Genomic DNA, 12,729 nt, shown 5'->3' on the forward strand with positions numbered 1-12,729 from the left:
TGTAGTAGTTTGGTTTAACAAACCTGTTGTCCATTGGCCTATGACCGCCCGTCGGAAAAAGCCTTCTGCTACGCCCCACTTACGTACGACTGAAAAGATAGGCGACCGACGCACCACCTGGGCCGAGCTGCTCAATGATCTGGTCTTTACGGTCATCATTGCTCAGTTAGCCATGCGTCTGCTGAACACCTTCGACGGACCAGCACTGGGTAAATTTCTGTTGTTATACGTACCTGTGTGGTGGCTCTGGAATGGCGAAACGCACTATTCCACCCGTTTTGATAGCGACCGCGACACCATACACCGCCTGCTTGGCAGTCTGCAACTGCTGGGCCTGATTATACTGGCTGCGGCCATTCCGAAAGCGCTGGCCTCCGATCAGTCTTCAATTGTGTATGCGCTGACATATTCGGCCGTGCGCCTGCTACTATTGATTGAATATGGCCGAGCCTGGGTATACGTGCCCGAAGCCCGGCCTTATATCCGGCACATCACCACCGGTTTCTCGATCTCGGTCTTGATCTGGCTCGGTTCCGCATTTGTCCCAACACCATATCGGTATGCCTTGTGGGGACTGGCCCTGCTGATCGAACTCAGCACTCCACTGACGACGTCGGGTGGTCGGTTGCATAAAGAATTCCCGCCGGATGTCCGGCATCTGCCCGAGCGCTACGGTCTGTTCACACTCCTGGTGCTGGGCCAGGCCGTTACCAGCACCGCCCAGGGCCTGATCCAGACGGGTTTCGAAACAGATACCGTAGTTGCGACCCTACTGGGCGGGATTGTTATCATTGGCCTGTGGTGGGCGTATTTCGACCGGCTGGACGACGATGCCGTTCGGCGGGTCAGCGAGGGCGGCAGCGCCCGACTCTATGCTTTCTGGCTGTATCTGCACCTGCCCCTGACCGTTGCCCTGACGGTGGTGGGCGTCGGACTGACGCTGGCCATCCGGGGCGTGGATGCCCCCGAACTGCCTGCCTCAACGCAATGGTTGTTTGCCGGGTCGGTGGCGGGTTACTTCCTGGCCGAAGCGGGGATCAGCCTGACAACCCTAAAAGCCGGTCCTTCGCATCCAAGCTTTGTTCGGGGGGTTATTGTCCGGTTCGGCATGGCGATTCTCCTGATAAGCATTCGCCTGCTGACTTCATTGAACACATTGACCCTCCTGGGCATTGCGGCCGGGGCCATAGTTGCGCTCATTATCAGCGACCAGTTCAGCCCTGAAGCGCCCGAAAGCGAAGAGCGAATTGTAGGGCAGTAAACGGATTCGGACGAAGGCGTTTGTCCGGCTACGGTACATTTTGTAATTTTCTCTCTATGGAAACGGCTCTTTCGTCTACGCGTGCAATTCCGGTGCATCCGGGCCTGCCTGTTGTGGGTAATACACTTAGCTACCTGCGCGACCCACTCGCGTTTCTGCGCGGTCTGCAGCAGCAATACGGCTCCGAACGCATGGTCCGCATCAGCGTAGGCGGGCGGCTAACGACGCTGATGCTCAAACCCGAAGAAACCAAGCAGGTGCTTCAGGAAAACAACCGCAACTACGGCCGTGGCAAGTCGTTCGCCATTCTGCGGGAGTTTCTGGGCAACGGCCTGCTGACCAGCGATGGCGACTTCTGGCGTCGGCAACGGCGGCTGGCGCAACCGGCTTTCCATCGCCAGAAGCTCATTCTGCTGGCCGAAACCATGATTTCGGAGGCAGTAGCCTGGGCCGAACGGCTGGAAACCATGGATCGCCAGAAACCCGTCAACATCTCGGCCGCAACAACCGACGTTACGTTGCGGATTGTTACAAAAACGCTGTTTGGCAGCGATCTGGGCAGCCGCTCCAGTGATCTGGGCCGCGCATTAAGCCATTTAAACCACGTAGCGAATAACGCCGTTATCAATCCTTTTCGATTGCCCAAATGGGTACCAACGCCCGACAATCGGGCTTTCGAAAAAGCCCGGCGGGAAGTCGATCAGTTGATATTCAGCATCATTGAAACCCGGCAGCGAACGGGCGAAAGCCACGACGATTTGCTGGATATGCTGCTGCGCGCCACCGACGATGAAACCGGCGAGGGCATGTCGGATGCGCAGCTCCGCGACGAGATGGTAACGCTGTTTACGGCGGGGCAGGAAACCACCGCTACGTCTATGGCCTGGACGCTCTACCTGCTCGCTCAGCATCCCGATGTGCTGGCACGGGTCAAAGCTGAAATTAGTACGACCCTCGGTCCTCGCGATCGTCCCTCTGCCGACGATCTCCGCGCCATGCCGTTCCTATCGCAGGTCATTAACGAGTCGCTACGTCTGTACCCACCCGCCTGGGTCATGAGCCGCCTGTCACTGGGGCCCGACCGGTTCGGTGAGTATATGATTGATGCCAATCAGGGCGTCTTGCTCAGCCCTTACGTCCTGCACCACGATCCGGCTACGTGGCCGAAACCTGATCAGTTTAACCCCGACCGGTTTGCTCCGGAGCTTATGAAGGATAAGTCGGACCGCGAACGGCATCCGTATTCGTTTATACCGTTCGGTGGTGGGCCGCGCCTGTGCATCGGCAATCAGTTCGCGCTGATGGAAATGCAGGCTCTGCTGACCGTACTCCTGCACCGGTTTGATCTCCAGTCCGTGCCCGGCCTGCACATTAAACCCCAGCCACTCATCACCCTTCGCCCAAAGCAGGCCGTGCGGGTGTTCCTGCGTTGAACTGCCTCTTTTCTTCACGATTGATTGACGATGCCGGCTGGTAACCAGCATCTGTTTTGCGATTAATGAGCAATCTGCAAGAGTTTATGCGTGAAAACCACCGCTACAATACGGGTAATTCCCTGTTGCAATAACTACTATCAGGAAAATACCTTTGTGACAATCAGCTATTTAAGCCCTACGTGTATCTTCATCCGCGGAGGGGTTAGTAGCTTAGCCAACCCTTAAACCTTCCAGATAATGACACCCATGCCAACCCAAACCAAAACAATGCTGGTCGATGACTGTGTGGTCAGTCGAACCGATGCGCCCGTCAATCTATCCATCCAGATTCTGTTCGGTCAACTGGCGGATATCCTCGTCCGCATCGATGGCGAAACCGTTGTCCAGTACAGCAATGACGACACCAATCCGCCCACCAGTATTTTGCTGGGCAGTAATAATTCACTGGCCGATAAGACGATGCGCATTTCAGTTCTGGTGAAAGACACGAATGGCAACACCGACGATTCAGGGGTTAACGTCACGCTGACGGGCATGCCTTCTCTGGTCAATCACCTGCTGCTCTCCAAAATATCACCAAGCGGCAGTACGAAATTCTTTTCGTTTGAGTTTAACTTTTTCCAGATGGAGCCATGATCAGAACGCGAGCGACATGGGTAGTGCTGCTGGCTCTGACGGGCGCAACCGGCTGGGCGCAGGTGGTTGACTCGACCATTACGTTGAACTTTCTTCGTAATCCTGTTTCGCCCGCTGCGAACATCATTGGCATTGCTCCCAACGAAATCCAGCGCCCGACTGACGTTACGGGATTCATCGCTTCCTTACAAAATGCCACCGGTGGGTTTAGTGCGTTGCCGGCCAACTTTGCCGTTGATATAGCGCCGTACTGGCTGTTTGGTAATCGGGGCCGGAATCTGACGTTTGGCGAAGAGAAGTCACCAACAAAAGGAAGTATTCCGCAGACGTTCGTGTTTTCAGCGGCTTTCCGGAGTTTGAAAAGCCGCCGGAATACGGACTCCACGTCTCAACTAGCCCTGGGCGTTAAGTTTTCCATAGTCCGGGGGCGTTATGACAGCCAGGAACTTGATGAGGTAAAAGCGTTTCTGAGGGAGGCCAATACGTTACGTGCAACTCTCACGGAGAGTTTGCGCGATAATAATGCTGACTACAAAAACGTAACAGACCAGATTCGGCGGGTTAAAGCCAAACGTAATAAAACCCTGAGTGACTCACTTAGTATTCAGCAGTTAGAAAATGAGCGGCTCCAACTACTTACCCAGTTAGAAGCAGAAGTAGCGGCCCAGTATGCTCAGCGCATCAGTAAATACAACAGAAACGTTCTGAGATTAGCCAACGAGCCTTTGCAACGGTACGGATTCAAGCTGGATTTTGCCGCTGGTCTTGCCTGGGACTACCCCAACAACCAATATTCGGCCGGAAATCTATACCGGACTGGGGCCTGGCTTACCGGCGGGATTGACAGTAAACAGGGGCATGTTTTTTTGGGAATTATACGCTATCTCTATAACCCGGAGGTGGTGTTTGCAGATCCGCAGGCGAAACTGAACCCGGTGAACGCGCAGACGCTCGATGGCGGGATTCGCTACAACTATCAGGAGAAAACCAGCCCGGTAAGCGTCGGGGCCGAGTTCATTTACCGTTCCGTTTTGAACACTGGACTAATAAACGACAGTTGGCGTCTGGTGGCTAACTTCAATTATGAAGTTGCGACAAACACCGTTCTAACGTTCGCTATCGGCCGCGACTTTGATCGAACCGTAAAAAAGGATGGAAATATTATCGGCGTCCTGAACCTGATAAAAGGGTTCGGTTCCTCAAGGCGCATCCTTGGGGAATGAATAAAAACGCTCGTTGGATTGAGTGTCATTCATCCAACGAGCGTTAAGACTTAACTCACCTGAGGAACAACTTCGGGCGCGTGTTCTGGTTTCTTTACGGCGATCAGTGTAATAACAGCGGAAAGAAACAGAGAGCCAGCCATAAACAGATACGAAGCGCCAAAGCTGCCGGTTGTCCCGTTCAGGTAGCCAACAATATAGGAGCCGATGAACGAGCCTAAGGCGCCGAAGCTGTTGATGAGCGCCATGGCCCCACCAGCTACATTTCGGGGAAGTATCTCCGGGATAATTGCAAAGAATGGGCCGTAAGGAGCATACATGGCCCCACCGGCAAGGATCAACAGCATGAACGAAAGCCAGAAGTTACTGACCCCAACCAGGTAGGAACCGTAAAAGGCAATGGCCCCCAGCACCAGAAACGGCCACACAAACGCTTTGCGGTTCAGGGTTTTGTCCGAATAATAGGAAGCGCCCAGCATGCCGATAATCGCCAGTACGTACGGTACGGATGACAGCCAGCCGGTTTTCACAATCGTCATGTTGGGCGCAGCATTTAAAATGGAGGGCAGCCACATCACAAACCCGTAGACGCCGATGCTCCATAAGGCATACTGCAGACTGAGCAGAATAACCACTCTGGACTTGAAGGCTTCCGCGTAGTTCTTTACCGGCTTGATTCCCTGCTGCTCCTGATGCAGGCGGTTCAGTAATGCCTGTTTTTCGGAGTGTGATAACCAGTTGGCGTCTTCCGGCTTGTCGTCCACTAACCGCCACCAGAAAAAAGCCCAGATAACCGCCGGAAGCCCCTCCAGAATAAACATCCAGCGCCAGCCAACCGCTTCGATTAAGTAACCCGACAAAACCGACATCCAGAGAATGGTGGCCGGATTACCAAGAATTAAGAACGTATTGGCCTGCGACCGTTCGGCTTTGGTGAACCACCGACTCAGGAAAAGCAGCATGGCCGGCATGACGGCACTCTCTACCACGCCCAGCGTGAAGCGAATAACAATCAGGGCGTTGACATTGCTGATGATACCGGTTGCCATGGCCAGGCCACCCCATAGAATCAACGACCAGAAGATTAATTTTTTGGCGCTGCGCTTCTCGGCATAGACCGCCCCCGGCACCTGAAAGAAAAAGTAGCCCAGAAAGAACAGCGAGCCTAACAGCGACGACATGGCAGGGGTGATGTTCAGATCCTTCGCCATGCCGCTGGCGGCCCCAAAGCCAAAGTTCGCCCGGTCTAAATACGCCAGGCTATACGTAATGAACGCGATTGGTAACAGTCGGTACCAACGGGATTTTGCAATTGTGTTGTTGCTTGCCTCCATTTATTATTCTGGGCGGTGATAATCGAAACATTATTTCGCCCTGCACAGAAAGACGAACGATGATTGTTCTCTACTGAATTATTTTCGGTTTGCTTCAAAGCAAAAAAACGGCCGTCCAGAGAACAACCGTCTTTTTTTAAGAATGCAGGCATATCTATGCCGACTAGGCATCATAGCTCAGTACCGGCGACAGCCACTTTTCAATCTCCTCAACCGGCCTGTCTTTCCGCTGGGCGTAATCATAAACCTGGTCTTTATTGATCTTGCCAACGGCGAAATACTTCGATTCAGGATGCGAGAAATAGAACCCACTCACCGACGACGCTGGATACATGGCATAACTTTCGGTCAGTTCAATGTCAATCCTGTTCGCATTCAGCAGTTCGAACAGCGTTCCTTTCTCGGTATGATCCGGGCAGGCCGGATAGCCCGGCGCGGGTCGAATCCCCTGATAGTTTTCTTTGATCATGTCTTCGTTTGTCAGGTTTTCATTAGCAGCATAGGGCCAGAACTCTGTACGCACGCGTTCATGCATCCGCTCGGCGAAGGCTTCGGCTAACCGGTCGGCAATGGCTTTGACCATGATGCTGTTGTAATCGTCATGGTCGCGCTCATACTGCTCCAGCAGAGCTTCAATACCAATGCCGGCCGTCACGGCAAACCCACCAATGTAGTCTTCCCGGCCGCTTTCGAGCGGAGCAATGAAGTCTGACAGACAGAAGTTCGGCAGGCCGGGTGCCTTCTGATTCTGCTGCCGCAGGAAGTGCAGCACCGTTTTGGTATCGTAAATCAGCTCACCCGCCGGACTTACGGCCGACTGCGATTCTGCCCGCGATATTTTGTATTCAATATGCCGGTGCGAGCCGTGCCGTTCGCAGGGAATATCCCGAATTTCTTCCTCAAACTCGTGCAGCAGTACGTCGTCGTCGGCCGAGTTGGCAGGGTAAAACCCAACGACGGCTTTTGCCTTCAGAAGTTTTTTGTCAATAATTTCCTGCAACAGTCGGTTGGCATCGTCGAAGAGTTTGCGGGCTTCACTGCCTACGGTAGCATCGTCAAAAATAGCGGGGTATTTCCCACTCAGCTGCCACGTCTGGAAGAAAGGCGTCCAGTCGATGTAGCGGGCCAACTCGGCAATGTCGTAATCCTCAAAGTACCGATTCCCCAGAAACTGAGGCTTGGTCGGCTCGAAGTTACTCCAATCAATAGGGGTGCGATTCGCGCGGGCAGCCTCAAGGGTCAGGCTGGCCTTTTCCTGCCGACGCCGGGCGTGATCATCGCGCAGTTTGGCGTACTCAGCCTTGATCTGTTTAAAAATCTCGTCGCGCGTGGTGGTCTGTTCGCTCGTCAGGCGTCCGGCCACGGGAACGCTGCGGCTGGCGTCGAGTACGTGAATAACTGGCCCCGAATAGTGCGGATCTATCTTCACGGCCGTGTGCATCCGGGAGGTTGTGGCCCCGCCGATCAGCAGCGGCAGCGTAAAGCCCTGCCGCTCCATCTCTTTTGCTACGCCCACCATTTCATCGAGCGAAGGCGTAATCAGTCCGCTCAGACCAATGATATCGACTTGATGCTTCCGGGCTTCGTCCAGAATTTTCTGCGTAGGCACCATCACGCCGAGATCGATGATCTCGTAGTTATTACAGCCCAGCACGACGCCAACAATGTTCTTACCAATGTCGTGTACGTCGCCTTTTACGGTTGCCAGCAGGATTTTCCCCGCCGTAGAGGATTCCCCGTCCGATTTCTCGGCTTCAATAAAGGGCGTCAGGTAGGCCACGGCTTTTTTCATCACCCGCGCCGACTTCACCACTTGCGGCAGGAACATCTTACCCTCGCCGAACAAGTCGCCAACGATGTTCATACCGTCCATCAGTGGCCCTTCAATCACGTGCAGCGGCCGCTCGACCTGCTGCCGGATTTCTTCAACGTCCTGGTCAATATAGTCTGTAATTCCTTTAACGAGCGCGTGTTTCAGCCGTTCGCGGACGGGTTCATTCCGCCAGGCGTCGTCCTGCACTACGGCCTTGCCTTTGGCTTTTACGGTCTCAGCAAACTCAACCAGCCGCTCCGTTGCGTCGGGTCGGCGGTTCAGCAGAACGTCCTCGCAGCGTTCGAGCAGGTCTTTCGGGATGTTGTCATACACCTCCAGCTGACCAGCGTTGACGATGCCCATGTCCAGGCCGGCGCGGATGGCGTGGTAGAGGAAGGCAGAGTGCATAGCTTCCCGCACTACGTCATTCCCACGGAACGAGAACGAAATGTTCGACACCCCCCCACTCACTTTAGCCAGGGGCAGGTTTTTCTTGATCCAGCGGGTAGCGTTAATAAAATCAACGGCGTAATTGTTGTGCTCGTCAATCCCGGTGGCTACAGTCAGGATATTCGGGTCAAAAATGATGTCCTGCGGAGCAAACCTGACCTTATCGACGAGAATCCGGTAAGCTCGTTCGCAGATTTCGATGCGTCGTTCGTAGGAGTCGGCCTGACCCGTTTCGTCAAACGCCATCACGACCGCAGCCGCCCCGTAGCGTTTTACCAGTTGCGCCCGCTCAATAAAAGCCTCCTCTCCCTCCTTCAGCGAAATCGAGTTCACAATCGCCTTTCCCTGCACGCATTTTAGGCCAGCTTCAATGACTTCCCATTTCGAGGAGTCGATCATAATGGGAACGCGGGCAATATCCGGTTCCGATGCAATCAGGTTCAGAAAAGTCGTCATGGCCTCGACCGAGTCGAGCATGCCTTCATCCATGTTGACGTCAATAACCTGCGCGCCCCCTTCAACCTGGCCCCGGGCAATGCTCAGCGCTTCGTCGTAATTGCCTTCTTTGATGAGCCGGGCGAACTTCTTCGAGCCGGTTACGTTCGTGCGCTCCCCAACGTTCAGGAAGTTCGTCTGCTCGGTAATCTTCAGCGGCTCCAGACCGCTCAACTTTTGATACGGTTCGGGCTGAGGCAACGAACGGGGCGGGTATTTGGCTGCGACCTGGGCAATGGCCCGGATATGGTCGGGTGTGGAACCACAGCAGCCCCCCACAATATTGACAAAACTATCGCGGATGAAGCCTTCAATCTGATTGGCCATCATCTCGGGCGTTTCGTCGTACTCCCCAAATTCATTCGGTAGTCCAGCATTTGGATAAGCCGACGTAAAGAACGGGGCTTCTTTGGCAAGCGTCTGAATATATGGCCGCATGGGTTCGGCTCCAAGGGCACAGTTCAGACCCACGCTCAGCAGCGGCAGGTGCGAAACCGAGTAAAGAAAGGCTTCGGTCGTCTGGCCCGAAAGCGTCCGGCCACTGGCGTCGGTAATGGTCCCCGACACCATGATCGGCAGTGGGGTTTTACCCACAAAATATTTATCAATCGCAAACAGAGCGGCTTTGGCGTTGAGCGTATCGAAGATCGTCTCCACCAGCAACAGATCCACCCCTCCTTCGACCAGCCCGGCCACCTGCTCGTAATACGCATCAACCAGTTCATCGAACGTAACGGCGCGATAGGCGGGGTTGTTGACGTCGGGCGAGAGGCTGGCAGTACGGTTGGTTGGCCCCATGGCACCGGCGACAAACCGGGGCTTGTCGGGGTTCTGCTGCGTAAACTCGTCGGCCACCGCCTTTGCCAGCCGGGCCGATTCAAAATTCAGTTCGTAGGCCAGCTTCTCCATACGATAGTCGGCCATGGCAATGGTCGTACCGCTGAAGGTGTTGGTTTCAATGATGTCGGCGCCCGCTTCCAGATACTGCCGGTGAATCTCCTGAATCACCTCAGGCTTGGTCAACGACAACAGGTCGTTGTTGCCTTTCAGATCGTGCGGCCAATCGCGAAAACGCTCTCCCCGATAATCGGCGTCGGTGAGTTGGTAGCGTTGAATCATGGACCCCATGGCCCCGTCGAGGACGAGGATGCGTTCGCGGAGAAGTTCGAATATTGTTTTCAAGTAGTTAGACAGATTATACCGTTGCCTGGTGTTGGGCAGCGTCTTGACCAGTATCGTAAAGCAGGGCTTATGCGCAGAGAGACAGAAGGCAGGCTGTGCGTTATCTGCCCCGGCACCGGGCCGGGAGGAACGTGGCACCTTCACCATCGGGTGGGTTGCCAAGACATCATCGGGTCCAATCCCTCCGTCTTTCTGGATAAGCTACGCAAAGTTAACAAAAAAGGCGTACCGTCCGTTGGCACGCCTTCAATTCGCTATTCGACTGCTTACCAGGTCTGTTCAAGATCGGTTTTTGTGTAGGTATGGTTCCGATCCGTGTAGAATGAACGGGTGTCGCTGCGTTTGATTGCCAGCGGATTTTTAGCCGTCATCCGGTAAAGCAGGGCGATAGGAAACAGGAATACGAAGAACAGCACCGACAGGATAATCTTGCCGTTGATGTTTCCCAGCACCTCCGCCAGCCTGAACCAGATCCGGACGATAAAATCACCCGCCACCGGAATAAAGACACTCAGCAAGCCTACCCCGATAGCTCCATAAAGCCACCAGGACGATTTAAACACAAAATAGAGCACCAGCAGCCCCGTCACGATAACCAACTGAGCTTTGGCTTTGTCAGCAGCATCCATTCCGTTAAAACAAGGTGTAAATGAAAGGCGCTACGGCCGAACCACCGCCGATAACAATCAGAATACCGATGAGGAGCAACAGAATGATAATGGGTGCCAGCCACCATTTTTTACGTTGCTGCAGAAAGTGGAAAATGTCCTGTAAGAATTCCATGATCGTGTTGTGGTTGAAGGTTAACTAGCAAAAGTTTTACGTTAAACTAATTTATGGTTAATAAATATCTCAACTGCCTCAGTTGATTAACCGGTTAATCCAGAACAAACTCTTCTTTCCAATTGTCTTTTTCCTGCCACTGAGGCTGCTTCCGTTTGTCGAACAGGTAATTGCCAACAACCAGATAGTCCATTTCGGTGCGCATAAAGCACCGATAGGCATCATCCGGCGTACAGACGATCGGCTCACCCCGTACGTTAAAACTGGTGTTGACAATAACACCGTAACCCGTCAATTTTTTAAACGCATCAATCAGCTGATAATAGCGTGGGTTGGTGTCTTCATGCACGGTCTGGATACGGGCCGAGAAATCGATATGCGTAATCGAAGGCAGATCCGACCGCTGGTAATACAGCTTTTCACGCAACGGGAAACGGGCGTAATCGGCCGGTAGCGGAGCCCGCCGACTTTCAGTAACGGGATGCACCAGCAGCATGTAGGGCGACGTACCGTCGTATTCGAAATACTCGGCGCAGTCTTCGGCCAGCACCGAGGGCGCAAACGGCCGGAACGATTCCCGGTATTTGATTTTCAGGTTCAGCTTCTTCTGCATCTCGGCATTACGTGGATCGCCCAGAATACTGCGTCCGCCCAGTGCCCGGGGACCAAACTCCATACGGCCCTGCACCCAGCCTACAACGTTCCCATCGGCCAGCAACTGGGCCGTTTGCTTGCTCAGCTCGCCAAAATCGGCGAAGTGCGTCGCAACGGCTTTATACTTTACCACCATCAGTTCAACGTCCAGGTCGGAGAACGTCGGACCGAGGTAGGAGCCGCGCATGGCGTCGCGTTCGGTCGTTACCCGGCGCTCCTGATCGAAATAAATATGATAGGCTGCCAGAGCCGCCCCCAGCGCCCCGCCCGCATCGCCCGCTGCGGGTTGAATGAACAGCTTGTTGAAAATACCCGCTTTCTGCAGTTTTCCGTTGGAGACGCAGTTCAGCGCCACGCCCCCGGCCAGCACCAGCGCATCGGCGTTGGTCAGGCGTTTGGCCTCGCGGGCCATGTTCAGCACAGCCTCTTCGGTCAGGTACTGAATGGCCAGGCCCAGATTGCAGTGATGCGGCTGCAGTTCATCGTCAGGCTGCCGCTTCGGGAAACCAAACAGAGCGGCCCATTTTTCTTCGTTCACCATCGTTAGCCCGGTGGCGTAGTCGAAATACGTCTGATTGAGCCAGATCGACCCATCCTCGCGCAGATCGACCAGTTGTTCTTTGATGATCGCCAGATACCGGGCTACCTCAGGCGCGTGCGGATCGCCATACGGGGCCAGCCCCATCAACTTATACTCGCCCGAGTTGACCCGGAAACCCAGAAAATAGGTGAACGCAGAATATAACAGCCCCAGCGAATGCGGAAACCGCAGTTCTTTCAGTATGGTGATTGACTTTCCTTCGCCCAGCCCAATTGAAGCGGTGGCCCATTCGCCTACACCGTCGATGGTTAGGATTGCTGCCCGCTCGAAGGCCGACGGATAAAAGGCGCTGGCTGCGTGGGAAAGATGGTGTTCGGGAAAAAGAAGCTTTACTTTTTTGGCCGGATCGTACCCTAGCTTCTCCAGCTCCTGCCGTATCAGCCGTTTAAGGAATAATTTTTCTTTCAGCCAGACCGGGATGGCCATCAGAAACGACCGCAGCCCTTTTGGTGCGAAGGCGTAATACGTTTCCAGCAGCCGCTCAAATTTCAGCAGCGGTTTGTCGTAGAAGACAATCGCATCAACCTGATTAATGGTCAGACCGCCGTATTGCAGGCAGTAGTTGATGGCATTGGCCGGAAAGTTAGGATCGTGTTTTTTGCGGGTAAAACGTTCTTCCTGTGCTGCTGCTACTATGCGGCCATCTTCGATCAAAGCAGCCGCCGAATCGTGATAGAAAGCCGAAATACCTAATATGGTCATACAGTAAAATGACAAACAGAACTCTAAAAAGTGTTGGGTTTGCTTCCCCTACTTAAAACCCTGCTTTATTCGCTTACTTGTTCATGAATATATTCCAGAGCACAAGCCTGAAAACGGAATCGCAAATAAAGTTCTGATCATTAAGCCAGACAGCTTTTA

The 12,729-nt window shown here is 53.9% G+C and carries 9 protein-coding genes and 1 riboswitch; of the genes, 4 read left to right on the forward strand and 5 right to left on the reverse strand.

Annotated features, from left to right (window positions below; translation table 11 throughout):
• The first annotated feature begins 40 nt into the window (after positions 1 to 40).
• The 4 genes from HNV11_RS17665 (at position 41) to HNV11_RS17680 (ending at position 4,556) form a co-directional block, all read left to right on the forward strand.
• Entirely contained in the window at positions 41 to 1,261 is a 1,221-nt protein-coding gene (locus tag HNV11_RS17665) for a low temperature requirement protein A (protein ID WP_171740918.1), read from the forward strand.
• 56 nt (positions 1,262 to 1,317) lie between these two features.
• Entirely contained in the window at positions 1,318 to 2,694 is a 1,377-nt protein-coding gene (locus tag HNV11_RS17670; RefSeq protein ID WP_171740919.1) for a cytochrome P450, read from the forward strand.
• A gap of 240 nt (positions 2,695 to 2,934) precedes the next feature.
• Entirely contained in the window at positions 2,935 to 3,333 is a 399-nt protein-coding gene (locus HNV11_RS17675; protein ID WP_171740920.1) for a hypothetical protein, read from the forward strand.
• Positions 3,330 to 4,556: a hypothetical protein gene (locus HNV11_RS17680; protein WP_171740921.1), complete on the forward strand. Its 1,227-nt coding sequence runs from the start codon at positions 3,330 to 3,332 to the stop codon at positions 4,554 to 4,556. Before HNV11_RS17675 ends, HNV11_RS17680 begins: the two co-directional genes overlap by 4 nt.
• A 50-nt stretch (positions 4,557 to 4,606) precedes the next feature.
• On the opposite strand, the gene HNV11_RS17685 is transcribed toward HNV11_RS17680, so the two are convergent.
• From HNV11_RS17685 to HNV11_RS17705, 5 genes are all read right to left on the reverse strand, one after another.
• A complete protein-coding gene (locus tag HNV11_RS17685) occupies positions 4,607 to 5,890 on the reverse strand; it encodes an MFS transporter (protein ID WP_171740922.1) in 1,284 nt (427 codons plus the stop codon).
• Positions 5,891 to 6,053: 163 nt separating this feature from the next.
• Entirely contained in the window at positions 6,054 to 9,830 is a 3,777-nt protein-coding gene (gene metH / locus HNV11_RS17690) for a methionine synthase (protein ID WP_171740923.1), read from the reverse strand.
• 97 nt (positions 9,831 to 9,927) lie between these two features.
• A riboswitch (SAM riboswitch) is annotated at positions 9,928 to 10,033 on the reverse strand.
• 63 nt (positions 10,034 to 10,096) lie between these two features.
• Positions 10,097 to 10,459, reverse strand: coding sequence for an SxtJ family membrane protein (locus HNV11_RS17695; RefSeq protein ID WP_171740924.1), 363 nt, complete (start codon positions 10,457 to 10,459; stop codon positions 10,097 to 10,099).
• A 4-nt stretch (positions 10,460 to 10,463) separates the two neighbouring features.
• Complete coding sequence (locus tag HNV11_RS17700; protein ID WP_171740925.1) at positions 10,464 to 10,613, reverse strand: DUF5989 family protein; 150 nt, start codon at positions 10,611 to 10,613, stop codon at positions 10,464 to 10,466.
• A gap of 94 nt (positions 10,614 to 10,707) precedes the next feature.
• On the reverse strand, positions 10,708 to 12,570 hold the full coding sequence (locus tag HNV11_RS17705; RefSeq protein ID WP_171740926.1) for a carbamoyltransferase family protein: 1,863 nt from the start codon (positions 12,568 to 12,570) through the stop codon (positions 10,708 to 10,710).
• Between the last annotated feature and the right edge of the window lie 159 nt (positions 12,571 to 12,729).

The organism is Spirosoma taeanense (genome assembly GCF_013127955.1).
Lineage (GTDB): Bacteria > Bacteroidota > Bacteroidia > Cytophagales > Spirosomataceae > Spirosoma > Spirosoma taeanense.

Coding starts and splice junctions, on each gene's coding strand:
- HNV11_RS17685 (WP_171740922.1), bottom strand. CDS start 5,890: ATGGAGGCAAGCAACAACACAATTGCAAAATCCCGTTGGTACCGACTG.
- HNV11_RS17695 (WP_171740924.1), bottom strand. CDS start 10,459: ATGGATGCTGCTGACAAAGCCAAAGCTCAGTTGGTTATCGTGACGGGG.
- HNV11_RS17700 (WP_171740925.1), bottom strand. CDS start 10,613: ATGGAATTCTTACAGGACATTTTCCACTTTCTGCAGCAACGTAAAAAA.
- HNV11_RS17680 (WP_171740921.1), top strand. CDS start 3,330: ATGATCAGAACGCGAGCGACATGGGTAGTGCTGCTGGCTCTGACGGGC.
- HNV11_RS17675 (WP_171740920.1), top strand. CDS start 2,935: ATGACACCCATGCCAACCCAAACCAAAACAATGCTGGTCGATGACTGT.
- HNV11_RS17705 (WP_171740926.1), bottom strand. CDS start 12,570: ATGACCATATTAGGTATTTCGGCTTTCTATCACGATTCGGCGGCTGCT.
- HNV11_RS17670 (WP_171740919.1), top strand. CDS start 1,318: ATGGAAACGGCTCTTTCGTCTACGCGTGCAATTCCGGTGCATCCGGGC.
- HNV11_RS17665 (WP_171740918.1), top strand. CDS start 41: ATGACCGCCCGTCGGAAAAAGCCTTCTGCTACGCCCCACTTACGTACG.